Source organism: Pseudobdellovibrionaceae bacterium, from assembly GCA_019637875.1.
Classification (GTDB): domain Bacteria; phylum Bdellovibrionota; class Bdellovibrionia; order Bdellovibrionales; family Bdellovibrionaceae; genus JAHBUW01.
On the sequence record JAHBUW010000011.1, the window covers coordinates 44,100 to 67,812 of the forward strand.

The following is a 23,713-nucleotide window of genomic DNA, read 5'->3' on the forward strand; positions in this document are numbered from 1 at the left end:
CGCGATAAGCGAGGCCATCTCAGCAATCGCGATAAGCGAGGCCATCTCAGCAATCGCGATAAGCGAGGCCATCTCAGCAATCGCGATAAGCGAGGCCATCTCGGCAATCGCGATAATTAAGCCTGACCGCCCGCTGTTTTCAGCTCCGCCATCGTGAAGAGCGGTTTCAGCTCCAGTTGGGCGGTCGCCATGGGGTTACCTTCCCCGCGATGGATCACGCAGAGGACGTGACCGATGATCGCTCCGGCCTTGCGGAGGTCTTCGGTGGAGAGCAGCACCTGGCCGCCGGTCGTCACGACGTCTTCGATCACGCAGCACTTCTTGCCCTTGAAATCGAGGCCTTCCGCGACCTGGAGGGTGCCGTACTCTTTGGCCTTCTTACGCACGAAAAGGGCCGGGATGCCGGTTTCTAGCGAAAGGGCCGTGGCGATGGGGATGCCGCCCATCTCGAGGCCGGCGAGGACCTCGGTGCCTGCGGGGATCAGGGGCGCGAGCTGCTTCGCGATCTGGCGCAGGATCTCGGGCTGGCTTTCGAAGCGGTATTTGTCGAAGTATTCGTTCGAAGTTTGGCCCGAGCGGAGTTTGAATTCCCCGCGGAGGTAGGCGACTTCGTAGATTTTGCGGGCGAGTTCTTGGCGCGTCATGGATCCTCCGGAAATTGGCATTGGAAATGCTTTAGCACGGGCCAAGGGTTCAAAGGAAGTCGTGAGATGAAGAACGAACGTCAGCCGGATTCAGGAACATTGAGACTTTTTGTGGTGTTAGGGCTGCTGACGGCCTTGACCGCATTTCTTGTGCATTGGGCGCTCAACGCACCACTCGGCGAATCAAACCGGGCTCCGACGGCGATCCCGGCGTCGAAATAGCACTAGTTCCCCTTCCACGCTGCAATCCACATCAATGTGGATTGTCGGTTAATTCTTCTGCAAGAGCGAACGAAGCCAGTCGGCATAGCCGGGATTGATCGCGTCGACTTGCAAACGAAGCAGGCAGGGGACTTCGTAGGGATGGAGCGCGAGGTAGCGGGCTTCCAGCCGTTGATGCAAATCACTCTCGGTTTTGAGAAACGCCGGGACCTCTTTGGAGGTTTCGATTTTGCCGTCCCAGGGATAGATGGCCGTATGGGGCGCGAAGATGTTCGCGCAGCCGATCAGCTTTTCTTCCACGAGTTGGCGGCAGATGTTTTCGGCGGTCGGCCCGTCGGGGAAGACCGCGTAGTAAACGGCGAGGCTCATGTCCGCCGGAGCTGGTTCTTGCGGATTTGCCATTGCTCGAGCGCGTACTGGCGCATGTCGGTGACGTTATCGAGTTCGTCGACGATCTCGACGCCCAGAAGCGTTTCGATCGCGTCTTCCAGCGACACCAGTCCCGTGACGATTCCGTATTCGTCCACGGCGAGCGCCAAATGCTCTTTCTTGCGGATGAAAAAGTCGAGGAGTCCCGAAACCGTCATCCGTTCCGAAACGGTCGAGATGGGCGTCGTGATGTCCTTGATCTTGAGCGAGTGTTGGTCGTTCGACAGCGCCTCGTGAATCCGCCAGCGCATGGTGATGCCGACGACGTGATCCAGATTGTCGTGATAGACGGGGATTCGCGAAAAGCGAATGGGCTTATGGCGAAGGTGGACCTCTTCGACCGTTTCCTCGGATTCGAGCGCGAAGAAGACCGACCGCGGGGTCATGATGTCCGACACGTAAAGCGAACTCAGCGTCAGCAGGTTCTTGATGATCATGGATTCCTTGCGGTGAAGGGATCCTTCCTCTACGCCGAGCTCCGCGGTGGCGATCATCTCTTCGCGGGTGACACCCGCCGTTTCAGGGCGCGCGAAAATCCGACCGAGCATTTCCGCCAGCCAGACGATGGGGTACAGCACGAAGATGATCGCTTGGATCAGGTACGCCGCCAGCGGCGCGGTCTGCTTCCAGTAGATGGTGCCGAGGACTTTGGGGATGAACTCCGAGAAGACGAGGATGCAGAAGCCCAAGATCGCCGAAACGATGGAGACCATGATGTCATCATAGAGCTTTTGGGTCATGGAGCCGACCCCGGCCGCACCGGCCACGTTCATGATCGTGTTGAGCGAGAGAATCGCCGAGATGGGGCGGTCCACGTTCTCTTTCAGATGTTCAAGCAAGAGACCGTAACGTTTCCCTTCGCGAACCGCGACTTGGACGTAGGCGGGGCTGATCGAAAGGAAGACGGCTTCCAGGAAAGAAGAGATGAAGCTAACAAAAATGACGAGAAGGCTCAGCGCAATAATCGCGGTCATGGGAGTCCGGCTGAGCTTATAGGACGCGGGCCGGATGGCAAGGAATGCCGGGGCCCAGAAACACAAAAACCCGGGTGGTGACCCGGGTTTTTGAGGAACTTTGCAGTTCGAAGGCGGACCTTATTTGTTTTCGGCCGCGCGCTTCTCTTGGTACTTCTTGACAAGGTCTTCTTGGATGTTCCGGGGAACGACCGCGTAGTGCGAGAATTCCATCGTGAACTCGCCTTTTCCTTTCGTGGCCGAACGCAGATCGGTCGCGTAACCGAACATCTCGGTGAGGGGAACGTGGGCTTCGATGACCGCGTTGCCTTCGATCGAGCTGGTGTTCTGGATCACGCCACGACGCTGGTTGATTTGGCCGGTCGCCGGTCCCTGGTATTCCTCGGGAACGGTGGTTTCCAGCTTCATCATGGGCTCGAGGACCTGGGGCTTCGCTTTGGGGTAAACCTCACGCATCGCCGCCATCGCCGCGATTTTGAACGCCATGTAGCTCGAGTCGACATCGTGGTAAGCACCATCATGCAGTTCGACGTGAACGCCGACGATCGGGAAACCGATGAGCGGACCCTTCGCGCACTGCTCGGCGAAACCTTCTTCCACCGCCGGGATGAATTCCTTCGGAATACGTCCACCGACGACTTTGTTCTCGAACAGGAAGGTCTTTCCGTCCTCTTGCGGAGGGAGCGGATCGATCTTGCCGACGACTTTCGCGTACTGACCCGAACCACCGGTCTGCTTTTTGTGCTGGTAATCGTAAGACGCTTCTTGCGCGATGGTCTCACGGTAAGCGACCTGCGGAGCTCCGACGATGACGTCGCAGTTGAACTCACGCTTCATCCGCTCGACGTAGATCTCCAAGTGAAGCTCGCCCATACCTTGGATGATGGTCTCGGCCGATTCTTCGTCACGGTGAACGCGGAAGGTCGGATCTTCCTTACGGAACTTTTGCAGCGCCTTGGAGAAGTTGTTGGTCGACGTCTTATCCTTGGGAGCGATCGCCAGCGAGATGACCGCATCGGGAACGTGCATCGACTGCATCGCAACGTTGGTGCCTTCGTGGACGAAAGTGTCACCCGACGCGCAATCGATACCGAACATCGCGACGATGTCGCCCGCTTCCGCGGATTCGAGGTCTTCCATCTTCTCGGCGTGCATCCGGACGACACGCGGAATTTTCACGCTCTTGCTGTTGGTCGTATTGATGATGAAATCACCTTTCGACAACTTGCCTTGGTAGACGCGCATGAACGTCAGCTGACCGAACGGAGTGTCCTGGAGTTTGAACGCCAGGGCGACCAAGGGTTTGGTCGAATCCGGAACGAGCGGGACTTTCGCTTCGTTGTTGTCCAGGTCGAGCGCGAACTCGTGCTTCTCGGCGGGCGTGGGCAGATAAGCCGCGACCGCGTCGAGCAGAAGCTGGACGCCTTTGTTCTTGAAAGCCGAACCGCAGAAAACGGGAACGAGTTTCAAAGCGATGACGGCCTTACGGGTCGCCGCTTGGATGTCTTCGATGGTGATTTCTTGCTCCATCAGGAACTTTTCGCCGATGCCTTCGTCGACGTCCGCGAGCTTCTCGATCAGAATCTGGCGGTACTCTTCCGCTTGCGCTTTGAGATCTTCGGGGATCGGGATTTCGACGACGTTTTCACCCGAGTCACCTTCGTTCCGGTACGCTTTCATCGTGACCAGATCGACGTTACCGGCGTGTTTGTCCTCAAGACCGATCGGCACTTGGAACATGACCGCGTTCAGCTTCAGTTTTTCAACCAAGGCCTGTTGCACGCGGAAGGGGTTGGCGCCCTGACGGTCGAGTTTGTTGACGAACGCGAGGCGGGGAACGCCGTAACGTTTCATTTGGCGGTCGACGGTGATCGACTGGGATTGAACGCCGGCGACGCCGCAAAGGACGAGGACCGCGCCATCCAGGACGCGCAGCGAGCGCTCCACTTCGACGGTGAAGTCGACGTGCCCGGGAGTGTCGATGAGGTTCACGGTATAGTCTTTCCAGTGGACCTGAGTACAAGCCGACTGGATCGTGATTCCTTTTTCACGCTCGAGATCCATGAAGTCCATGGTGGCGCCGACGCCATCTTTTCCCTTCACGTCGTGAATTGCGTGGATGCGTCCACCGTAAAACAGGATGCGCTCTGAAAGAGTCGTCTTTCCCGAATCGATGTGCGCGGAAATCCCGATATTGCGGACTTTGTTAATGTCCCATGTCTTAGCCATGTGTACTCCGTATAAGAATTCGCATTTAGGAACATAAGGGGGTATCATGAGTTCAAGACTCGGCCAAGCTGCCCGCAGGATGATTGATGCAAAGCGCAAAAACCTCGACCACCACGCCCGATCCGGCCTTCCTGAAGCGGGTTTTCGGACTGGACCAATTCCGCCCTTTCCAGGCGGAAGCTCTCACGCATGTGCTCGAAAAACGGGATCTGCTTTTGCTTCTGCCGACGGGGGGAGGCAAGTCCCTGGTCTATCAGTACGTGGCGGGCCTGGGCGAGGGGCTCGTGCTGGTGGTGAGCCCGCTCATCGCGCTGATGGACGATCAAGTTTTGAAAACCGAGAAGTTGGGGCTGCGGGGACGGCAGCTTCACTCGGGGCTGGACAGGCCCACGCGTGAGGCACGCCTCAAAGAAGTGGATGAAGGCAAGGTCGACATCCTGTTCGTGACCCCCGAGCGCTTTCGTAAACCTGAATTTCGTGAGGTTTTGGCCGCGCTCGTCGCGCGCGGGGAGCTGCGCCTGCTTGCGGTCGATGAGGCCCACTGTATTTCGCAGTGGGGTCATGATTTCCGTCCCGACTATTCACGCCTGGGAGAGATCCGCACTTTCCTTGGCCACCCGCCGACCATCGCGTTGACCGCGACGGCGACGGCGAATGTACAAAACGACATTTTGAAGAGTCTGAACATGGAGGGCGCGACGATCCTGCGCGCGCCCATGCACCGGACGAATCTGGGCCTTCATGTCCATGACGTCTATGGCTGGGACGAGAAGATTCGCGGTATTTTCGGTTTGCACCATCAGGTCGTGGCGAGTGGCGGAGGATCGGTCGTCGTCTACACGGCGCTGATCAACTCCCTTTATAAAGTGAAGCGGGAGTTGGAGCGTTTGGGGCTTCAGCCCCTCATGTACCACGGGCAGCTGAATGCGGGTCAGCGGCGCAAGACCCTGCGCGATTTCATGGCGGACGACAACGCGATCATGTTGGCGACGCCCGCGTTCGGCCTCGGTATCGATAAACCCAATATCCGCTGCGTGATCCATGCGGAAATTCCCGGCTCCATCGAATCCTATTTTCAAGAGGTCGGCCGCGCGGGACGGGACGGACTTCCCGCGACGGGGCAGCTGCTGCTGGATCAAGACGATCTCAGTATCCAAGAGGAGTTCCTGAAGTGGGGGAATCCGGAAGAGCCCGTCATCGAGCAGGTCTACCGACTGATCGAAAAGCGCGACCCCGACTTGGATCAGCGGGGCTTCGATTATCTGCGCGAGATGATCAACTTCCACAATAAACGCGACTACCGCGCTGAAACTTCGGTGGCGATGCTCGAGCGTTGGGGCTGTTTGGCGGTGGCGACGGACTTGCGTTTCCCTTACGTCGCGGTGGGGGAGCCGGGCCAGGCCGAGTTCTCGTCGATGAAAACGGAGACGCGTCGGCGGGTGACGTCGCAAAAGCTTTACCAGCTGGCGCAGCTGCTCGAAATGAAAAGCGGCTGCCGTCAGCAGGATGTGCTCGCCTACTTCGGCGAGAGTATCGCGCCCTGCGGGATCTGTGATTTGTGTGCGGCGAAGGGAGCCGGCGCGTGAGTTTGGGCACGTTTCGTGGTCCCGCGTCCGAATTCCCGAATCCTCGGGAAAGTTCCCCCGAGGGATTGGTCGCCGTCGGGGGACCGATGAACGCGGCGATGCTGAAAGCCGCCTACGCCAAAGGGATTTTTCCGTGGCCGCAAGAGGGAATGCCGTGGCTTTGGTTTTCGCCGGACCCCCGCGGGGTTTTGGACTTCGCGGATCTGCATATCCCGCGTTCGCTGGCGAAAGCGCGCCGCCGGGTCGAGGACTCCTGGGAGTTCCGGTTGAATGGCGATTTCGCGGCGGTCATGACCGAATGTCAGTTGAAGCCCCGCCCCGGCCAAGACGGGACGTGGATCATGCCCGAGATGATTCCGGCCTATGGCGCGCTGTTTGACGAGGGGCAGGCCCTTTGCGTCGAAGCCCGTTGGGACGGCCAGCTCGTCGGCGGCATTTACGGCGTTCTTTCCGAGAGGTATTTCTCGGCCGAGTCGATGTTTTTTCATGTGAGCGACGCCTCGAAATTGTGTTTGTGGTTTTTGCTCGAGGAGCTTCAGCGCCGGGGCCACACCTGGGCCGATATGCAGATGGTGACCTCGGTGGTGGAGAGTCTGGGCGGGAAGTACATCGAACGTGAAGAGTTCCTCAAGCGCATCGGCGTTTAGTGTCTCAATTTGAGAAGAGGCCTTTCCGACAACTCCAAGAATTCCGACAATAAAGACATGTGGCGGATCGTCTTGGTTTTACTTTTCATCGCCTCGGGGGCGGCGTCCGCGGGCGTGATTTCACTGAACTCGGACAAGGACGTCGGGCTGACCATCACTCGTACGCCTCCCCCCGTGTCGACCCCGACCCGCTGGCTGCAAGTTGCGGATGCGTTGGGGGCTTTGATTCCCGAATCTAAAATCACCTGCGTGAAGGATGTGCTGGGACAGACGTTGTTCGCGCGGAGCAGTTCTGCCGACTCCGAAGATGTTTGGAAGTCCAACTCCAGCGTCAAAGCTTACAATCAGTTGAGGCTTTCGAGAAGTCCGTGTCTGGCCGTGCTGACCGATCGCTACTACCGCGACATCAACAAGGCGAGGGCGGATGGCGAAGAGTGGGGCTCGCGCCCCGATCGGGTGAACGCGGGCCGACCTGCGTTGAATGCGAAGTTGGGACAGGGATCTTTTGCGGACAAGAAGCCGGGCTTCGCTCTAGAGAGTGCGATGAAGCTGGCGCAGGGGAACCGGGCCGTCGCCATGGCTTTGGTGGGACATTGCGGGCATGACGATATCGAGAACTCGTTGCCGACGGTCATCGACTTTTCGAAGTCACCCGAAAGCGGCCCGGTCGTTTCGGCTTACTTGCGTGGTATTCGTGAACGTCGAGGGAAGGGCCAAAGCCCCGCCTTGAAAGGGGTGATCGACGTCATCGGTCAACAGGGGAACACGGGGCTCAAGATCGACTGTCCTCGATCGTCGTCCTCGTTCTATGCGCCGGGCGCCCTGGGCGCGGACGTCGATATCAGCGCGGATCTCAAAAAGAAGATTTCGTCGCTACAGGCGCCGACCAAAGGACCAGGGGCGCTGCCGGCCAAGGCCTACCACACCTCGTTCGCGGCGGTGATGGGCTGCCGGTTGGGAGCTTGTGGGATGTCGGAAGACGGTGCGGCGAAGCTGCTGGCCAAGATCGCGAGCATGTATCGCGGAAATCGACAGTCCGCGACCACCTCGAAATATGATTCCGTACGCCTGTTGATCGAGGCTCAGTTTGGCGTCAACTGGAACGATACGCGGGGCCTCGAGAAAGAATCCGCAGCCATCGCGGCTTGGCTGGAAAGTGACGAGGGCCGCCGCCAGATCATTGCGGTCGGTGGCAGTGAGTTTCTGGCGGAGAACCGGGCGAAGATGAATTGGGACATGTGGAAGAAGAACATCGACGCGTCGATCCTGACGCGTTCGGGGCCTTCGGGCGAGGTTTGGAATGCCCCTCCGCTCAGCGCCGGTCGAGATCCTTACTTCCAGGACGGCACGGGGATCCGCCCCCAGCAGAGTTTTTGCCCCGGATGGTCCGAAGAGCGTTGCACGTCGGCCCGTGAACGCCGTGACACCTGGCGCACGGACTTCGATTGGACCGAAGGGCAACAGCTGGTCGGTGGTCGGTTCGGAGCAAAGTTCTGCCAGGGGCAGCCGGCGAAGGACGAAGAGATCGAGAAGCAGGCTTGCCAAGCCCTGCAGCGGTTGGATGCCGACCTCTCATCGCCGTCGACGCAAACCTCACCTGCCGACGCCGTTCCGGGCGTTGAGTAAAGATCCCGACGTTCGCCTAGTTCTAGATCAAGATTTCTCTGCCCCGCAGCGGGGTGCCGGGAATTGGATTAGCCTGAAGGCGCAGCCTATGGCTAAAGGAGAATTCCCTTATGAAATTGCTGTTCGTTTGGGGTTTGCTGCTGGGACTCGCGTCACCGGCTTTCGCAAACAATTGCTACTATTTTCGTGATCTGCCCAAGGAGCTGAAGAAGTACCGTTCGGGCGATCAAGACATCTACGAAACCCAGGGCACGATGGTGATCCCGAAGGCCGTCGCGAAATGCAGTACCGACATCTGCGTGGCGTGGGTGATGTGTGACAATGGCGCCGGTGCGCCGACCATCAAAACCAAAGTGGCCTGCCGTGCGAAAGGCAATCAGTGCCCGACCGCGAACGACTGTTTCGCGGACGAAGCGGTCATGATCGATGAGGACTTCAAAGTGGCCGAGAGCAAGGCGTTGCCCACTCGCAGTTTGGATCCCGCGAACCAAGAAGGAGTGGAGTAATGAATATCCGCACATCTTTGATTTCGATCGCCCTGCTGTTGGTTTCGGGAATGGCTTCGGCCAGCGTCATGAATCGCGGGACCTCGACATGCACGGTGAAGTCCTGGGATAAATCGCATTACGAGCTGAACTGTGATCCCCGTTATCCCAAAGTGTTTCTGCGCACGCCGGCCGAATGGGTGAAAAAGGCGTTGCGGGACGAGAAGCCCGTCGTCGGCAACTCGGTCGAGATCAGCGTGACCGGCGAGCAGCTCCGTTCGTGGATCGACATGAACAAGAAGGTTCTCGCGAAGGCCGGTGAAACGGCGCCCGCGAAAAAGGAGAAGAAATGATTTCCGCAAAAAACTTTCTGGTTTTGGCTCTCTTCTCGCTGACGTTTTCCGTCGCATCGGCGGCGGACTACAAGGGCTGCCGTTACAGTAAGGCGTCGGGCGGAGACATTTGGGACAACACACGGGTGGCGGCGGCGTGCGCTTCGAATATCTGCGCGGCGGTCGTGGTCTGTGACAATCAGACCAGCGTTTCGAACGTCGTCTGTGCCAGCACACCCGAGGGCTGCCCCTCGGCGGACCAATGCATGAAAGAGCACAAAGCGAACGGCATCAAGTTCGGCGCTTTCGCCTCGACCCCCTACAAAGAGGTCGCGAAACCCACCTTCCCTGATGATAGTGGGGGCGGCGCCCGCTAGGCGCGCGTTTGTGAGGTGGCGGCGCCCGCTAGGCGCTGCGCTCGAGCAGATGCGGCCCCATCATGTGACGAAGGTCCGCGAGGGCCGTCAGGGCCTGATCGATATGTCGAGTCTCGTGAAGTGCGGTGACCGCGAAGCGGAAGCCGCACTCGTTTTTTCCCACCAAGGGGTACGCGCGTAGACCCGCGATGATGCCCGCCCGGTCCATAAACGCGGCCGCCTTCATGAAGGTGTCCAGGTCGCCCACGGGCACGTAGATCACCGGCTGTTCTTTCACGTTCCAGCAAGCGAAACCCAGACTTTGAATTCCTTGGACGAAGCGGCGTACGAGTCCACGAAGTTTCGCGCGCCGGAATTCGCCTTCGCTCGCATTGAAGTCGAGGACGTCATGCACTTCGCCGATCGTGCGGGGGCTCATGCCGGCCGAGAAAAGATATTGGGTGCAGAAGCTGCGGTAGTTTTCTTGATAGGCGTCCGGAATCGCGGCGAACGCCGTATGTGAGCTGAATGCTTTCCCGAAGCTGGTGACGTAGAAAATTCTTTCGAAGTTTTCACCGAAGTGGCGAACGACCCCGGTGCCGCCGGTGCCGTAGGGATTCTCGACGGTGGGATTTTCACCCAAGACGCCGAAGCCATGGGCATCATCGACGTAGAGGTAGGCGTCGTATTTCCGGCAAAGCTCATGCAGGCGACGGATGTCGGCGATCTCACTGGAAACACTGTAGACTCCGTCCACGCAAATCAGTTTCGGCGAGGGCAGGGACGGATCTTTCAGCTGGGCTTCGAGGTCCTCCCAGTTCTGATGTTTGAAGCGTTTCAGCTGCGCGCCGTGATCGCGCGCCAGACGGCAGGCCTCGAAGACGACGGCGTGAACGATCTCGTCGCAGAAAAGCGTGCCTTTGCCGACGATGCCGGGAATCAGGCTGAAGTTGGTCAGGGTGATCGTATGCGAGAGCAGGGTTTCCTTCGCGCCGAGAAATTCGCTGACGCGTTTTTCGAGCGTGGGATAGATGTCGGCGTCGATCTCCATGCGCGACCAGCCGCAAAGCGATCCCCACTGGCGCTGGTATTCCTCCGCACGGATCGAGTGCGCCAAATCGAATTCGAAACCCAGATAGTTCGTGTTCACGAAGTCGAGCAGCTTACGCCCGCGCGAGCTGAGTTCGCGGCCGTTCACGGCCTCGATCGGCAGATTGTACAGGCGTGACTCATCCAGCTTTTTGAGCTGCTCGAATTTGCTCATGTTGCGATTCCTCGTATCCTTGAAGAAGGTCTTGCCACAAAAAACTTTTCTGAAGCTCGCGGGTTCCGCCCAGAAACTTCAGATGGTAAAGGTCGGTCAGAAGCGTCAAGAGGGGGGCTTCGTCCTGCAATGAGCGGACGCCGCCCGCCTCGAAGGCCGCGGTGAGCGCGGTGATTCCGTGGTCCACGGCTTGCCACTTGAGAAGCGAAAGGGGCGTGTTCAACGCGCGCAAACCCGCCGCAAATCCTTTGTGCTCACGGTAGTCCAAGGCGCAGATCTCAAGAAGTCCGCGCAGAAGATAGTGAGCCTTGCGGACTTCAATGGCTTTGTCTTGAACCCATTGATGATCGACCAGATTCTTGCCGAAGGAGCGACGTTCCTGGAACGCGCGGACGAGTTCTTTTTCGGTGCGACTTAAAGTGCCCTGAATCAGCGCCGAGATCATCAGCCGTTCCAGATCGAAGCAGAACTTCAAGATTTCAAAACCCTGTCCCGCTTGCCCTAAACGATCGGTGTCCAGATCGATGGGGAGTCCGCGGGCCGTCAGGCTTCCGGTGCGACCCGAGCGAAAGCCGGCCAGCTCGAAGCGCAAGTCCTCTTGGGTCAGCCGGGTGCCTTCGATCATCAGGACTTCAAGTTTGTCCTCGGTCCAGGCGGAAAGAAAAATCAGGTCCGCGGGGCCATTCGTAAAACAATTCTTGGTGGAGTGCAGAAGTCCATTTTCGACTCTGGAAGCCATCGAGCGGATATCGGTTCCGCCGGTGCCTTCGGTGTTGGCGATCGCGCCGATCCACTCACCGGATTGCAAAGGGGCTTGCGCGCGCAATTTCTGCGCTTGGGTGCCGTAGTGGGCGATCAGCTCGACGCTGATTTGGTGCGCGACGCACGAGACGCCGAAACCCAAAGGCGTTCCGCGTTCCCCCAGGCGGCGGTAGCGGCGAATCAGATCGCGTGGACCCGCGGCGGGGGCAAAAAATCCCGTGGTCGCCAAACGTTTGAAGCCGGCTTCGTCGAAGGCGGGAAGGGCGCGGGCGGGACTCATTGGGTGATCCTTTCCGCGACGGGCTCAAGCGCGAAGGGACGATAGATTTCGTTCACCACGAATTGATCGTCGCTCCAGGTGTTGGCGGGCGTGAGTTCCGTCAGATCCAAGGCTTGGCCCGAGATGACGGGCTCAAGAAGTTTCAGTGAGGCGTGGGTGAAGCGGGACATCGAAGAGGCGGTGGTGATCAAATAAATTTGGTCCGCCGAGGTCCAAGGTTTCACGTCATGGTGGCTGAGATAGTTGACGGAGTAGCAACTGAAGAAGGCCAACAGCTGGCGGCGCCCCGGCGTATGCGTGAGTTCGGCGGCATTTTCGGTCGTGGGGGTTAAGCTTTGTCCCAGACTGGCGTGACCACCATAAACCAGGATGTCGTCTTCGCGCATGGCGCGCGCCAAAAATTCGTAGTGACGGGCCGGGACTTGGCCTAAGGCATCCGTCGGTCCCCAGTAAATGCGCAGCTCGCGGCGGTCTTCAAATTCGAGCGTGAATTCGATCGAAGATCCCTTTTCGCGAACGGCGTAGTCGAAGTTTTCACCCGCGCGGCGACGGATGTCCGAAAGTGTTTCGAGCAGCATCAGGGAGCTGGGATCGCGTCCGGGGCCGACGCGGAAGCCGGGTCCGTCCTCACCCTTCAGAATTCGGCGCGCGGCCTCTGCGACGGCGCCCAGTTCTTTCGTGGCGTCGTATTGGGTGTCGAGCCAACCCAAGATCAAACTGGCGCGGCGTGCGCTCAGGGCGGGAGGGGCGGTGTCTTCCGTCGAGAGCGGAACCATGCGGACATCCGCGCGGGTCAACTGACGCGAGAGAAGATCTCGGCAAGTTCGATCGCTCGAGATCCGGCGGGACGGATTCCAGAAGTACCAGTAGAATTCGGGTTGCGGCAGATCGGCGAGTTCGCCTTCCGCACAGGGGTTCATCGTGCGCGTGATGGATTTGAAGCGCAGCTCTTGCCAGTCGGCGGAGGCGACGGACCAGAAGGCGGTTTCGGGATTTTGCGGCAGCGGAATTTTGAGTTCGCGGGGCTCGGTGAGTGGTGTGTCGGAGCAGATGACGGCTTCGGCTTGCGCCTGGTAACGGACTTTGCGCTGGGGCGCTCCGGCCGCCATTTCTTTTTGCGCGATCAGCTGCCGCAAGCGCGGGCTGACGGGCTCGAGCATACCGGTGTCGAAACGAAATTCGGTCTTGAGGTCGGTGAAGGTCTCTTCGCGACGGAGGACCTTGAGGGTTTTGTCCTCGGCGGTGAATGAGAAATGAGTGATTTCGGGATACGTCGCGAGGACCGAGTTGCGCAGGTAGTTGAGTTGCATCTCGATGAGTTCGCGTTCGGTGAGAACGTGGGGTAGTTGCAAGAGGTTCGCTTCGGCTTCAATCGTGATCGCCACGCGGGCGGCATGACTCAGGCACTGGGTGGACAGCAATTTCACCACGCGCGCCGGTGGCGGAGCGGGGGCGACGGCCGAAACGGGACGCCATAGATAAAGCGCGACCAGGCCGATCGCGATGAACGCGATCCCGCAGATCTTGCTGAAGAGTTCCGAATTCGGCTTGAAATTCATACGCTTTGGCTCTCCGAGTTCCATATCGGAACGCCGGGGCCGGGGCGCGACGGGCGAAAAGTCGGGGACTTACTTTTTCTCGACCTCGATGGGCAGATCCGTCAACAGCGTCGCCCCTTCCACGCGGGCGAGGTACATCGCACCGAGAGCGTCACCCACGGCATTCAGCACCGATCGGCCCATGTCGAGGATGCGATCCACACCGAGGATCAGGGCGATGCCCTCCGGCGGAATACCTACGGTCGCCATGGCGGTCATGAGTAGGGGAATCGAGCCCCCGGGAATCCCCGAGACCCCGATCGACGTCAGCAGGACGAGCAGGATCAAGGTCAGTTGGTCGGCGACGCCCAAGTGGATTCCGTAGACCTGGGCGATGAAAAGCGCCGCGACCACTTCGAAGAGCGCCGAGCCGTTCTGGTTCACGGTCGCGCCCAGCGGGATCGAGAAGCTCGTGATCTTTTCCGGCACCCCGAAGGACTTGTCCAAGGTCCGGATGATGGTCGGGATGGCGGCGTTCGACGAGCTGGTCGAGAACGCGGTCACCATGACGGGCATCATGCGCTTGATGAACTCTTTCACGGGCACGCGCAGCAGGTACTTCGAAACAAGACCGAAGGTTCCGAACAGGTGCAGGCCGTAACCCAGAATCACGACCAGCATGTAGAGCAGCACGTTCTTCATGAGGCCGATCCCGAAGAAGCTGATCGCTGCGGCGACGAGGGCCGCCACCGCGAAGGGCGCGAGCTTCATGATCCAGCCCACGACGACGATGCAGGCCTCGAAGACCGTGTCCGCCGGGCCCAGAATCAGATCGGCTTTTTCTTTCGGTAACGTCATGAGCGCGATACCCGAAAGAAGCGCGACGAAGATGATCGCCAGCATTTCGCCGCCGGCCATGGCCTCGATGATGTTTTTGGGGATGACGCTTTCCACGAGGCCGGGCCAGAGCGCCTGTTTTTGCTCTTCGCCGCTTTTCTTGAAAGCATTGATCTGGTCACCGAACTGTTCCTGCGCGGCGACGACCACGTCGCGTGGCACGCCGTCGCCCGGCCGCGCGATCATGATCACCGCTTGACCGATCAAGATCGCGACGATGGTGGTCGCGATGTAGAAGGCGACGATACGTCCGCCCAGACGCCCCAATTTTTCCGTGGAGCCCAGCTGCGCGACGCCGGTCATGAGCGAGGTGAAAACGAGCGGCACGACGATCATGAACAGTGAACGCAAAAACGCGATGCCGACGGGGTTGAGGAGGTTTTTGACGATCCAGTTGCGCGATTCGACGTCGACGGCGTTCTGCAGGATCAGTCCCAAAACGATCCCCGCGATCAACCCGATTAAAATGGGACGGCCGCTGCCATGAGAGGGTTTCAACTCTGTCGCTTCCGTATTCAGTTCGTTCGAATTGTCTTTGGACATAACGAATCGGATAACCCAAATTCCCCCGAAGTGTAAGGCCTTTTCGCAAAAGCCAAAGACATTACAGAATATCCGAAACACTCTGGTGGATTTCTATTTCGCCTCTCGAGATACTGAGAAGGAACAGAGGGGGATTCATGTCAGCCACGCGCTTCGCGACTCGGGAAAATACTTCGATTGAGATCTACGGCAAAAGCACGCTGATCCCCGCGACCCTGAAAAATCTGTCGTCGACGGGGGCTTGCCTGGAGGCGAAGGATCTGACCGCCCGCTTGCAAGAGGGCGATCTGGTCTGCGTGACCGTTTACCTGTCGCAGCTGAAGAAGAGCCATCGCATCAGTGCGGAAGTCATCTGGCACACTTCGGGACGCACGGGCGTCAATTTCCTGAACTCCGACGAGCTCGTAGAAAAATTCATGGAACGCACCAGTAAAGGCGCTTGATTCGCGTCAGCTGCCCGAGATTTGAAACGAGTGAGTTTCCGAAGCCAGTTGGCGTACGAAATTCACCGTGAGCGCGCTGGCCGCGAGGACCAGCAGCAGATTCAGCCCAAAAATCCATTGCGCGAAGCCCGGCGACGACGCGTACGGGAACGCGAGCCCACCCAAAGCGAAGAAAAGGACCGCGAACGCCGAAACGGCGCTGAAGCGGAACGAACGCTGCAGCTCACGCAGGTTTTCGGTAAACTCCAGGAGCACTTTGACGGACGTCTTGAGGGCTTGCTGATCCGAAAGCGAAAGGTGGGGTGCCAGAATCTCTTCGATTTTGCCGATATTGCTGACATCGAGTTCCTGGTGAACTTCCAGGTCGTCCGGAGCCTTCGCGGCCTTGGCGATGCGATCGAGGTTCTGAACGGCGCGTTCGATGTTGGAGCGGACGGATTCGGTTTTATAAACGTAGACGAGGCTGATCAAGCCGACGAGCGCACCGAAGATCTCGGCGCAGCTGGCGATGAAGGCGTAGTAGTGTTCGGGCGTGATCAAGTGGGTCATCGGCTGGACGGACGTAGCAGATTTCGCGTCGGCGCCCCAGCGCTTTCCGTGCCCTTGAACAAGTTTACTTACTACCGAGCGGCCTGATTCGCGGCGAAGGACAGGAAGCCCGACATCCACGCCCACAGCGTGATCATCCAGAGTCCCAACAAGAACCACGCAAGGATCATTTGCGGAAGCTTCTCGCGCCACCGGAAGTTGAGCTCGACGTGACGTTCGCGCTCTTGCTGCTCACGGAGTCGTAGGGACAAGGCGTGCGCCAGGTAAAGGCGTTGGGGGAAATCGAGTTTCAGAAATTTGATCGCGACGAGCACCGAGCCGGACCGCAGGTTTTCCATGCGTGTGACCAAGCCGTAGCAGGCCATCTCGTTCTTTTGCGGCGGCGCGAACTGGATTTTGATGACCTCGCCGACGATGGGCGCAAGATCAAGGGGCGCGGTGAACGCCAGGCCGGTCAGCGAGATATTGCGGATCTCGGTGCCCTCTTCCCAAGGCGTCTGTTGCGGGCCCGCAAGACGGATCAACGTGTTGTCATCCGGTTGTAAAATATAGCGGGGGCTTCTTGCCACATACTTCGCCAATGAGCCGACCATGCCCAATATTTCGGACTTTTAGCCTGAAAACATAACGAAAAAACAACTGCAAAAGGCTGGAGGACTGCCCTAAGATGAGCCACTTTTATGTCCGAAGAACGATCGAAAAACCGCCCCAAGACCCCGAAAAAGCCGCGGAAACGCCGGCTCGAGGTCGAACATCCTCTGTCTTCCGAATCCGAGTTCACGAACCGGGAGATCGGCTGGCTGAATTTCAATCGCCGCGTGCTTCACGAGGCGGAGGATGCGCGGACGCCGCTCTTTGAGCGTCTGCGGTTTTTGGGGATCTGCCATTCGAATCTAGATGAGTTTTTCATGAAGCGGGTCGGGCGGCTGAAGCGGCAGCTCGCGATGGGGCTGATGTCGAAATCGGCCGACGGGAAAACCCCCCTTCAGCAGATGAAAGTCATCCGCGGCCTCGCGTTACAGATGGTGGCGGATCAGGCATCGATTTACGCGAAACAGATCCTGCCCGACCTGAAGAAGGTCGGCGTGCACGTGCTGAAATGGAAGGATCTTACGACCGTCGAAAAGGAATGGCTCGCGAAATACTACGCGAAGAACGTCTTCCCGGTTTTGACGCCGCTGTCGGTGGACCCCGGGCATCCGTTCCCGTTCATTTCGAATCTGTCGACATCGCTGGGCGTGACCTTGCGCCACCCCGAACGGGACGAGCAATTTTTCGCGCGCGTGAAGATCCCGCAGGTTCTGCCGCAGTGGGTGCGTATCGATCCCGAGTTTTCGAAAGACATTCGATTCATCAGCTTGCTGGATTTGATTCGCGAAAACTTGTCGGGTCTTTTTCCCGCGATGCAGGTGACCTCGGTGATGCCGTTCCGTTTGACCCGTAACGCCGACATCTCGCGCGACGAAGAGGACGCGGAAGACTTGCTCGAGTTGATCGAAGAGGAGCTGCGTCTGCGCCGCTTTGCGGAGGTCGTGCGCATCGAACATGGGCCGAATCCGGACCCCTGGATGTTGAAATTCCTGATGGAAGAGCTCGATCTGAACGCCGACGACGTTTACGAGGCGCCGGAAGAACTCGACTTCACGGGTTTCTCGGCGCTTTTGGATCTGAACCTGTCCGAGCACAAGTTTTCCCTTTGGAATCCCTTGGTGCCGGCGGCTTTCCACGAGGAAGAGCCGAACGCGTTCTTCAAACTTTTGCGCAATGGTGATCAGCTCGTGCATCACCCTTACGAGAGCTTCGCCGCGACCGTCGAGAAATTCATCCGTATCGCCGTCGACGATCCCAAGGTGCTCGCGATCAAGATGACGCTTTACCGGACGGGCGACAACAGCCCCTTCATCAAGTCCCTGATCCGCGCGGCGGAAAGCGGCAAACAGGTCGTCTGTTTGGTCGAGTTGAAGGCCCGTTTCGATGAAGAGCGCAACATCTATTGGGCGCAAGAGCTCGAGAACGCGGGTGTGCACGTCGTCTACGGAATCGTGGGTTTGAAGACGCACGCGAAGACCGCGCTCGTCGTCCGTCAAGAGGCGGACGGTCTGAAGTGTTACGCGCATTTCGGCACGGGGAACTACAATGTGCAGACCTCGCGTTTGTACACGGACTTGGGACTGTTCACCGCCAACGACGAGTTGACCGCGGAGCTCGTCGAGTTCTTCCATTACTTGACGGGCCGTTCGTTGAAGAGCGACTACAAACATCTTTTGATCGCGCCCGTGAATATGTTCAATCGCTTCAAATTTTTGATCGAACGGGAAGCGCAAGTCGCGAAGGACGGAAAGCCCGCCCTGATCTTCGCGAAGATGAACAACATGGAAGAGATCGACATCGGCCTTTCGCTGTACAAAGCGAGCCAGGCGGGAGTCGACGTGCGGCTGGTCGTGCGCGGCTTCTGTTCGTTGCGGCCGGGGATTCCGGGCGTGAGCGACCGTATTCAAGTCATGTCGGTCATCGGCCGCTTCCTGGAGCATTCGCGCGTCTTCTACTTCCGTAATGGCGCGGCCGATCCGGTGGACGGCGAATTCTACTTAGGTTCCGCGGATTGGATGTACCGCAATCTGCACGCGCGCGTGGAGTGCGTCGTGCCGGTTTTGGATCGCTCCTTGAAAGAGCGTCTGTGGGAGCTCGTGCAGCTGCATTTGAAAGATCAGCGGCAGACCTGGGACATGGACGCCACGGGCGATTACAAGCAGCGCTCGGGCGCCGATTTGGGCCTACACCAGACCTTGATGACAATGGCCAAGCAACGTGCCACGCTGCCCGAAGAAGACGCGGGAAGCTAACGCGTTTTCGAGGGGGAAATTTGAAGTTGATCCTATTTCGTCACGGTTTGGCGATGGAGCGCGACGATTCTTTCGCGCTGAAGCTCGACGACTCCATGCGGCCCTTGGTGGAAAAAGGGAAAGACCGCACCCGTAAAATGGCGAAGGCGCTGAAGCCCATCTTGGGCGATGTTAGCGTGCTGGCGACTTCGCCCCTTCTGCGCGCGGTGCAAACCTCGGAAATTCTGACCGGCGTGATGAGATTCGAGCAGAGCTTCGAAGTCACCGAGCTCGTCCCCGAGGCGCCACCCCAAGCGTTCGCGCGTTGGTTGCAGACGTCCGTGCCGCGCGCGACCTCGGTCGTGGCGGTCGGTCACGAGCCGCAGCTCAGTGTCTTCGCGAGTTGGTGTCTGGCCGGCGCGAACGAGAGCTTCATCGATCTGAAGAAAAGTGGCGCGATCTGTTTGGAAGTGGAAAGTTTCGATTCGTTGGCGCCCGGATTGGCGGAGCTGAAGTGGGTTCTCAGTCCGAAGGTTTTCGGCTGAAATCGAATTCACGTCACCGCTCCGCGGTCGACGAATTCACGTCTTGGAGTTGGCTGCGCCGTCGACGAGGCTGAGCAGGATGCCGTCTTTGAGGCCCACGGCGGGCATCAGCAGGCGGTGGACCGAGGCTTGTCGTAGGATCGCCTGCACGACGAGCGCCGCGGGCACGATGACGTCGGCGCGGTCGGGGCGCATTTCGAGTTTCGTGATCCGTTCTTTCACGCTCATCCGGCGCAATTTCTGAATGATGTTTTCCAGTTCCAAATCGGTCATTTCGGTTTTCGAGCTGCGTCCAAGCAAAATGGGTTTCAGTTTGCCGAGGGTCTCGAGGTTGCCGCCGGTGCCGACCGCGAAGTCCAGCCGGTGAGCGGGCATATTCGCGTGCACGTATTGACTGAGCGGGCGGATGAAATCGCCGATGACCAAGTTGATCTGCGCTTCTTCGAGGTGACGACGCTTCAACATCTCGAGCGTGCGGACGGTGCCGAAGGGAAAACTTTGCGTCGCTTCGATGCGGCCTTGGTTCGAAAAGGTGACTTCCACGCTGCCGCCGCCGATGTCGATCAAAACCGCGCGGTGCTGCTCGAGCCGGACCTCTTGGCGAACGGCGCGGTGAACCCATTGGGCTTCGACTTTGCCGTCGATGAGTTCGACTTTGATCCCGCTTTTGCGCCGAACGAGTTCGACGAAGGCGGCGCCGTTTGCGGCCTCGCGTAACGCGCTCGTGCCGACCGCGCGCACGCGGGTGATGCCGAACTTTTTGGTGACCTGGCTGAATTTTTCGAAAGTTCGCGCGGACTCTTTGAGGTTCTTCGCGGAGATCTTTCCGCTTTTGAAAACATCCGCGCCCAGACGAATCGGAAACCGATACTTCTTGATCGGGGTGAACCCTCGGCTGTTCACCTCGACGATGATCATCCGAATGGCATTGCTCCCGATATCAATCGCGGCTAACCTTTGACCAGCGAGGGGCGAGAAATTCATGACGGAATTCAGCGTATGACAAAGAAGCTCGTGTTGAAACACATTTCCTTGTTGGCGCTGGGCTTTTTATTCGGTCCCGTGAGCTTCGCGGCCGCCCCGGAAACCGCGAAGGTCGAAAAGCTGGAATGGCGCGGTCAGGTCGGCGCCGAAAGCTTGTTGTATTTGAAGCCGTCCGGTCTTGCGGGCACGACCCTTTTTCAAATTCCTTTCGCGGGGCTAGAGCTGCGCGCCGACCTTTCCGGCGGATTGCGCGCCGAGTTCGAACTCAATTACCAGGCCCCGGTCGCCGCGGGGAACGAGCTGAACCCCCAGCGCGCGAATCTTTCGACGACGGTCGGTGATTTGCGTTTTCGCGCCGGTCTTTTTGAGCCCGCATGGCTGGAGGGCTACGAAGAATTTTGGCCCTACGACCGCTACTCGCGGGACCTGGGTTGGTTTTTCGAACGTTGGGGCTACCTGCGCGCCGCCGACTACGGCGTCGAGCTGTTTCACCGCACGGACGGCGGGGGCTTCGGCATCGCGCTCGTGAATGGCGAAGGCGTACGCGCGTCCGAGCAGGGGCCGCAGAAGGACTTCCACGTTTGGGGCGGACTCGATTGGCGAAATGAAGAAGGTCGCCGGACGGAACTGCTGCTGACCGCGATTCGCGGGGGTTACGAAAACGTGCCTTCCGTCGATGCGGGTAAAGAGCGCGTGATTTTGAGCGCGCGCAGCTCGGCGCCAGAGGGTTGGCGCGCGGGGCTCGAAGCGATGTTCACCCGCGATCCGGTGGACGCGATCAACGCCAAGGTCGTCGACGGCACGGATCTTTTGGATCGAGGCGGGGAGCGTATCGCGGGACGTATGGGATCGGCGACCCTCGGTTACGGGGGCGCGCGCGCCGAAGCGGGCGGTCGTCATAGTCTGGTCGCGCGTATGGACTTGATCGAACCGATCAGCGGCGAAGGTGACCGTGGGGTCACTTCGACGCAATTGTTGTATCTGTATTCCCCCACTCCGGGTGCGGAGTGGCTCGTGCAGATCTCGAATCTGGATTACGGCGATCGCCATTCGAACGCGATTCGCGACGAAAACACCTGGAGAGTTTCATATCATGTCCGCTGGGATTAAGACCTTCATGCAAAAATACGATCGCGTTTTGATGTTCGCGATCTGTCTGGTCGCGCTGCTCTTGGTTTGGCACCCGCTTTTCCAGAATGAGTTCGTGATGTGGGACGACGACTTCAATATCTACGAAAATCGTTTGATCCGCGATGGGACCTGGTTGGATTTTTGGAAGAACGCCTACATGGGATTTTACATCCCGGTGACCTACACGATCTGGGACGCGACCGCGTACCTTTTCGGGCAGGACAATCCACGCCCGTTTCAAGTTCTGAATTTGTCGTTTCACTTTCTGAACGGCGTGCTGTTGTTTTACTGGCTGCGCTGGCTGGCGCGTCGGTTTATCGGTGAGAGCACGGGATACCCGCGCTCTTGGATGCTCGCTTTGGCGGTGCTGCTTTATTTGCTGCACCCCTTGCAGGTGGGGGCCGTCGCATGGCATTCGGGCTTTCGCGATCTGCTGTCGACCTTCTTCACGTTGTCGGCGCTTTTACTGCTGTTCACGTGCCGAAGCTGGTGGACGTGGGGGCTCGCCGTGCTGGCTTTCGCGACGGGGCTTCTGTGTAAGCCGGCGTCGGTTTACCTGCCGGGCCTGACGTTGATGTTGGCCTTCGCGCTGCCGCTCGCGACTGACAGAAAGCGCATTTTTTGGTGGTCGGGTCTGAACCTCGCGCTGGCGGCGGTTTTCGTTTACGTGACCCGGACGATCCAGGGCCAATTCATGATCGGGCTGGACGCGGCCCCGTTGCTGGATCGTCCCGTCATCATTTTGGACTCTTACGGTTTCTATATTCGCCAATTCTTCTTTGGCGGTCCCCTTTCGGTCGATTACGGCCGTCAGCCCGGGCGCTTGATGGAGTGGGGTCTTTACTGGCAGACGCTGCCTTGGATCGCCGGCTTTTTGCTCGCGCTGATCGCGATTTTCTGGCGCGCGTGGCGGCCCGCATGGATTTTCATGATGCTTTGGTTGGTGCCGCTGTCGCCGACGAGCGGCCTCGTGCACTTCAATTTTCAGCGGATCTCGACCGTGACCGATCACTATTTCCAACCGGCCATGCCCGCGATGTGTTTTTTGCTTTTGTTCATTTTCTGGCGTTTGGGAACGGGAATGCAGGCGCGGCGTTTGGCCATCTCGCTGAGCGCGGTGGCGCTGATTTTCATCGGTTATCGCAGTCACGCGCGGATCGGCGTCTGGCACGACTCCGAAACTCTTTTTCATTCGATGATCGACGTGACGCCGTTCAGCCACAGCGGGAACAATTATCTGGGGTATTTTGCCTACCGCCGTCAGGATTGGCCGGCGGCCGAGAAGTACTTCCGTGACGCGCTCGCCAGCCAGCCTTGGTCGGGGATCGCCTCGGGCAATTACGCCTATTCTTTGATCAAACAGGGTCGCTATGAAGAGGCCCATCTTGTCCTGCGTGACTTCCTGAAGGATCCCGAGTTTTTCCGGCTGAACGAAGTGCACCGCCACGTGATCGCGATGAATTTTCTGGCGAACGGCCTCGCGCTCGCGAACTTGGGGCGCTATCCCGAGTCCTTTGCTTCGATCTGTCGCGTGTTCGAGTTCAAGCCGGAACAACGCGATCAGAACGACGCGACCGACACCTTAAGGAAGCTTCAAGCACAGCTGAATCCGCAGAATCCCGAGAGCGTGACCTGCCCGCAACCGGTGAATTAGAGGGGCCCCTTCTTCATGTCAGGATTTGGTTTTTTTGCTCGACTTTGATTGCGTTTGAACCGACCATCGCTCAAAAACAGGGGGGATGGCGGCCGTGGAAAGGCAATTTCAAAACCAACTTGATGAGATCAAAAGTTTGCTGCTTTCGATGGGGAACTCCGTCGAGAAAGCGCTCGAGACCGTCGTCACGGGCCTGATCCAACGCGACCTCGAAAAGCTCGAGGGCGTCTTCGCGATCGAAGAGCGGATCAATCACTACCAAGTCGAGCTCGATCAAGTCTGCACGGAGTTCCTGGCGAAACAGGGACCGGTGGCGACCGATTTGCGACTCGTCATCTCGATCATCAAAATCAATTCCGATCTCGAACGCATGGGCGATCAGTGCGTGAACATCTCGCACTCCGCGAAGGACTTCATCCAACAAAAAGGCAGCTTCTCACTGCAAGACATCCAAGTGATGGCCGCGGTGGCGCAGAAGATGGTGAAGGACGCGCTCGATTGTTTCGTCACGCGCAATGCGGAAGTCGCACAAAAAGTGCTGATGACGGACGATGAGCTCGATCAACGCAAACAACAGGTGTTTAACCAGATGGTCGCGGCCATGAAAAAAGATTCGACGGTGGTGGAGCCCGCCATGGATTTGATTCTGATCGCGCGCAATCTGGAAAGGATGGGCGACCATGCTACCAATATCGCAGAGGACGTCATTTTCGTCAGCACCGGAAAGGACATCCGGCATGGTAAGTACTCTTGACGTGACTCCCGGCCAAG

The 23,713-nt window shown here is 58.6% G+C and carries 24 protein-coding genes; 13 read left to right on the forward strand and 11 right to left on the reverse strand.

The window, feature by feature from the left end; all coding sequences use genetic code 11:
• Positions 1–116 precede the first annotated feature (116 nt).
• Positions 117–644: an orotate phosphoribosyltransferase gene (pyrE, locus tag KF767_13790; GenBank protein ID MBX3018953.1), complete on the reverse strand. Its 528-nt coding sequence runs from the start codon at positions 642–644 to the stop codon at positions 117–119.
• Between the two features lie 66 nt (positions 645–710).
• Here pyrE and KF767_13795 point away from each other — a divergent pair, with 66 nt between their 5' ends.
• Positions 711–866 (forward strand): hypothetical protein, encoded by a 156-nt coding sequence (locus KF767_13795; GenBank protein ID MBX3018954.1) that lies wholly within the window; start codon positions 711–713, stop codon positions 864–866.
• Positions 867–914: 48 nt separating this feature from the next.
• Here KF767_13795 and KF767_13800 read toward each other — a convergent pair whose 3' ends face one another.
• The 3 genes from KF767_13800 to KF767_13810 form a co-directional block, all read right to left on the reverse strand.
• The gene (locus KF767_13800) at positions 915–1,235 is read right to left on the reverse strand and encodes a divalent-cation tolerance protein CutA (GenBank protein ID MBX3018955.1); all 321 of its coding nucleotides are present in this window, start codon (positions 1,233–1,235) and stop codon (positions 915–917) included.
• Positions 1,232–2,269 carry a DUF21 domain-containing protein gene (locus KF767_13805; protein ID MBX3018956.1) on the reverse strand — a complete coding sequence of 346 codons (1,038 nt, stop codon included), beginning with the start codon at positions 2,267–2,269 and terminating at the stop codon, positions 1,232–1,234. Before KF767_13805 ends, KF767_13800 begins: the two co-directional genes overlap by 4 nt.
• Positions 2,270–2,389: 120 nt before the next feature.
• Complete coding sequence (locus KF767_13810; GenBank protein ID MBX3018957.1) at positions 2,390–4,498, reverse strand: elongation factor G; 2,109 nt, start codon at positions 4,496–4,498, stop codon at positions 2,390–2,392.
• A gap of 86 nt (positions 4,499–4,584) precedes the next feature.
• On the opposite strand from KF767_13810, the gene KF767_13815 reads away from it, so the two are divergent.
• The 6 genes from KF767_13815 (at position 4,585) to KF767_13840 (ending at position 9,551) form a co-directional block, all read left to right on the forward strand.
• The gene (locus KF767_13815) at positions 4,585–6,084 is read left to right on the forward strand and encodes an ATP-dependent DNA helicase RecQ (GenBank protein MBX3018958.1); all 1,500 of its coding nucleotides are present in this window, start codon (positions 4,585–4,587) and stop codon (positions 6,082–6,084) included.
• Positions 6,085–6,170: 86 nt separating this feature from the next.
• Positions 6,171–6,731: a leucyl/phenylalanyl-tRNA--protein transferase gene (locus KF767_13820; protein MBX3018959.1), complete on the forward strand. Its 561-nt coding sequence runs from the start codon at positions 6,171–6,173 to the stop codon at positions 6,729–6,731.
• Positions 6,732–6,788: 57 nt separating this feature from the next.
• The gene (locus tag KF767_13825; protein ID MBX3018960.1) at positions 6,789–8,357 is read left to right on the forward strand and encodes a hypothetical protein; all 1,569 of its coding nucleotides are present in this window, start codon (positions 6,789–6,791) and stop codon (positions 8,355–8,357) included.
• A gap of 110 nt (positions 8,358–8,467) precedes the next feature.
• Entirely contained in the window at positions 8,468–8,863 is a 396-nt protein-coding gene (locus KF767_13830; GenBank protein ID MBX3018961.1) for a hypothetical protein, read from the forward strand.
• Positions 8,863–9,195 carry a hypothetical protein gene (locus KF767_13835; protein MBX3018962.1) on the forward strand — a complete coding sequence of 111 codons (333 nt, stop codon included), beginning with the start codon at positions 8,863–8,865 and terminating at the stop codon, positions 9,193–9,195. The genes KF767_13830 and KF767_13835 overlap by 1 nt, the downstream gene beginning before the upstream one ends.
• A complete protein-coding gene (locus KF767_13840; GenBank protein MBX3018963.1) occupies positions 9,192–9,551 on the forward strand; it encodes a hypothetical protein in 360 nt (119 codons plus the stop codon). The genes KF767_13835 and KF767_13840 overlap by 4 nt, the downstream gene beginning before the upstream one ends.
• Positions 9,552–9,579: 28 nt before the next feature.
• Here the strand turns inward: KF767_13840 and KF767_13845 are convergent, their stop codons facing one another.
• The 4 genes from KF767_13845 to KF767_13860 form a co-directional block, all read right to left on the reverse strand.
• Complete coding sequence (locus KF767_13845) at positions 9,580–10,794, reverse strand: pyridoxal phosphate-dependent aminotransferase family protein (protein ID MBX3018964.1); 1,215 nt, start codon at positions 10,792–10,794, stop codon at positions 9,580–9,582.
• The gene (locus KF767_13850) at positions 10,760–11,836 is read right to left on the reverse strand and encodes a hypothetical protein (protein ID MBX3018965.1); all 1,077 of its coding nucleotides are present in this window, start codon (positions 11,834–11,836) and stop codon (positions 10,760–10,762) included. Before KF767_13850 ends, KF767_13845 begins: the two co-directional genes overlap by 35 nt.
• A complete protein-coding gene (locus KF767_13855) occupies positions 11,833–13,395 on the reverse strand; it encodes a hypothetical protein (protein ID MBX3018966.1) in 1,563 nt (520 codons plus the stop codon). Before KF767_13855 ends, KF767_13850 begins: the two co-directional genes overlap by 4 nt.
• Positions 13,396–13,464: 69 nt before the next feature.
• Entirely contained in the window at positions 13,465–14,814 is a 1,350-nt protein-coding gene (locus tag KF767_13860) for a dicarboxylate/amino acid:cation symporter (protein ID MBX3018967.1), read from the reverse strand.
• 137 nt (positions 14,815–14,951) lie between these two features.
• Here KF767_13860 and KF767_13865 point away from each other — a divergent pair, with 137 nt between their 5' ends.
• Positions 14,952–15,257: a PilZ domain-containing protein gene (locus KF767_13865; protein MBX3018968.1), complete on the forward strand. Its 306-nt coding sequence runs from the start codon at positions 14,952–14,954 to the stop codon at positions 15,255–15,257.
• 6 nt (positions 15,258–15,263) lie between these two features.
• On the opposite strand, the gene KF767_13870 is transcribed toward KF767_13865, so the two are convergent.
• Positions 15,264–15,806 (reverse strand): hypothetical protein, encoded by a 543-nt coding sequence (locus KF767_13870; protein MBX3018969.1) that lies wholly within the window; start codon positions 15,804–15,806, stop codon positions 15,264–15,266.
• A 71-nt stretch (positions 15,807–15,877) separates the two neighbouring features.
• Positions 15,878–16,399 (reverse strand): PilZ domain-containing protein, encoded by a 522-nt coding sequence (locus KF767_13875; GenBank protein MBX3018970.1) that lies wholly within the window; start codon positions 16,397–16,399, stop codon positions 15,878–15,880.
• An 87-nt stretch (positions 16,400–16,486) separates the two neighbouring features.
• Here KF767_13875 and ppk1 point away from each other — a divergent pair, with 87 nt between their 5' ends.
• A complete protein-coding gene (ppk1, locus tag KF767_13880; protein ID MBX3018971.1) occupies positions 16,487–18,649 on the forward strand; it encodes a polyphosphate kinase 1 in 2,163 nt (720 codons plus the stop codon).
• A 20-nt stretch (positions 18,650–18,669) separates the two neighbouring features.
• Positions 18,670–19,173, forward strand: coding sequence for a histidine phosphatase family protein (locus KF767_13885; GenBank protein ID MBX3018972.1), 504 nt, complete (start codon positions 18,670–18,672; stop codon positions 19,171–19,173).
• Between the two features lie 36 nt (positions 19,174–19,209).
• Here KF767_13885 and KF767_13890 read toward each other — a convergent pair whose 3' ends face one another.
• Positions 19,210–20,157 (reverse strand): hypothetical protein, encoded by a 948-nt coding sequence (locus tag KF767_13890; protein ID MBX3018973.1) that lies wholly within the window; start codon positions 20,155–20,157, stop codon positions 19,210–19,212.
• A gap of 15 nt (positions 20,158–20,172) precedes the next feature.
• Between KF767_13890 and KF767_13895 the strand changes: the two genes are divergently transcribed.
• From KF767_13895 to phoU, 3 genes are all read left to right on the forward strand, one after another.
• Complete coding sequence (locus tag KF767_13895; GenBank protein ID MBX3018974.1) at positions 20,173–21,267, forward strand: hypothetical protein; 1,095 nt, start codon at positions 20,173–20,175, stop codon at positions 21,265–21,267.
• Complete coding sequence (locus KF767_13900; protein MBX3018975.1) at positions 21,251–22,942, forward strand: hypothetical protein; 1,692 nt, start codon at positions 21,251–21,253, stop codon at positions 22,940–22,942. Before KF767_13895 ends, KF767_13900 begins: the two co-directional genes overlap by 17 nt.
• Positions 22,943–23,027: 85 nt before the next feature.
• Positions 23,028–23,696, forward strand: a complete 669-nt coding sequence (gene phoU, locus KF767_13905; protein ID MBX3018976.1) for a phosphate signaling complex protein PhoU — start codon at positions 23,028–23,030, stop codon at positions 23,694–23,696.
• Positions 23,697–23,713: the final 17 nt, after the last annotated feature.

What these genes read in the sequence shown, in the direction of transcription:
- KF767_13825 (MBX3018960.1), top strand. Translation starts at nt 6,789, where the DNA reads ATGTGGCGGATCGTCTTGGTTTTACTTTTCATCGCCTCGGGGGCGGCG.
- KF767_13820 (MBX3018959.1), top strand. Translation starts at nt 6,171, where the DNA reads ATGAACGCGGCGATGCTGAAAGCCGCCTACGCCAAAGGGATTTTTCCG.
- KF767_13895 (MBX3018974.1), top strand. Translation starts at nt 20,173, where the DNA reads ATGACAAAGAAGCTCGTGTTGAAACACATTTCCTTGTTGGCGCTGGGC.
- KF767_13830 (MBX3018961.1), top strand. Translation starts at nt 8,468, where the DNA reads ATGAAATTGCTGTTCGTTTGGGGTTTGCTGCTGGGACTCGCGTCACCG.
- KF767_13810 (MBX3018957.1), bottom strand. Translation starts at nt 4,498, where the DNA reads ATGGCTAAGACATGGGACATTAACAAAGTCCGCAATATCGGGATTTCC.
- phoU (MBX3018976.1), top strand. Translation starts at nt 23,028, where the DNA reads ATGGCGGCCGTGGAAAGGCAATTTCAAAACCAACTTGATGAGATCAAA.
- pyrE (MBX3018953.1), bottom strand. Translation starts at nt 644, where the DNA reads ATGACGCGCCAAGAACTCGCCCGCAAAATCTACGAAGTCGCCTACCTC.
- ppk1 (MBX3018971.1), top strand. Translation starts at nt 16,487, where the DNA reads ATGTCCGAAGAACGATCGAAAAACCGCCCCAAGACCCCGAAAAAGCCG.
- KF767_13865 (MBX3018968.1), top strand. Translation starts at nt 14,952, where the DNA reads ATGTCAGCCACGCGCTTCGCGACTCGGGAAAATACTTCGATTGAGATC.
- KF767_13805 (MBX3018956.1), bottom strand. Translation starts at nt 2,269, where the DNA reads ATGACCGCGATTATTGCGCTGAGCCTTCTCGTCATTTTTGTTAGCTTC.
- KF767_13860 (MBX3018967.1), bottom strand. Translation starts at nt 14,814, where the DNA reads ATGTCCAAAGACAATTCGAACGAACTGAATACGGAAGCGACAGAGTTG.
- KF767_13900 (MBX3018975.1), top strand. Translation starts at nt 21,251, where the DNA reads ATGTCCGCTGGGATTAAGACCTTCATGCAAAAATACGATCGCGTTTTG.
- KF767_13795 (MBX3018954.1), top strand. Translation starts at nt 711, where the DNA reads ATGAAGAACGAACGTCAGCCGGATTCAGGAACATTGAGACTTTTTGTG.
- KF767_13850 (MBX3018965.1), bottom strand. Translation starts at nt 11,836, where the DNA reads ATGAGTCCCGCCCGCGCCCTTCCCGCCTTCGACGAAGCCGGCTTCAAA.
- KF767_13835 (MBX3018962.1), top strand. Translation starts at nt 8,863, where the DNA reads ATGAATATCCGCACATCTTTGATTTCGATCGCCCTGCTGTTGGTTTCG.
- KF767_13800 (MBX3018955.1), bottom strand. Translation starts at nt 1,235, where the DNA reads ATGAGCCTCGCCGTTTACTACGCGGTCTTCCCCGACGGGCCGACCGCC.
- KF767_13870 (MBX3018969.1), bottom strand. Translation starts at nt 15,806, where the DNA reads ATGACCCACTTGATCACGCCCGAACACTACTACGCCTTCATCGCCAGC.
- KF767_13855 (MBX3018966.1), bottom strand. Translation starts at nt 13,395, where the DNA reads ATGAATTTCAAGCCGAATTCGGAACTCTTCAGCAAGATCTGCGGGATC.
- KF767_13890 (MBX3018973.1), bottom strand. Translation starts at nt 20,157, where the DNA reads ATGAATTTCTCGCCCCTCGCTGGTCAAAGGTTAGCCGCGATTGATATC.
- KF767_13840 (MBX3018963.1), top strand. Translation starts at nt 9,192, where the DNA reads ATGATTTCCGCAAAAAACTTTCTGGTTTTGGCTCTCTTCTCGCTGACG.
- KF767_13845 (MBX3018964.1), bottom strand. Translation starts at nt 10,794, where the DNA reads ATGAGCAAATTCGAGCAGCTCAAAAAGCTGGATGAGTCACGCCTGTAC.
- KF767_13875 (MBX3018970.1), bottom strand. Translation starts at nt 16,399, where the DNA reads ATGGTCGGCTCATTGGCGAAGTATGTGGCAAGAAGCCCCCGCTATATT.
- KF767_13815 (MBX3018958.1), top strand. Translation starts at nt 4,585, where the DNA reads ATGCAAAGCGCAAAAACCTCGACCACCACGCCCGATCCGGCCTTCCTG.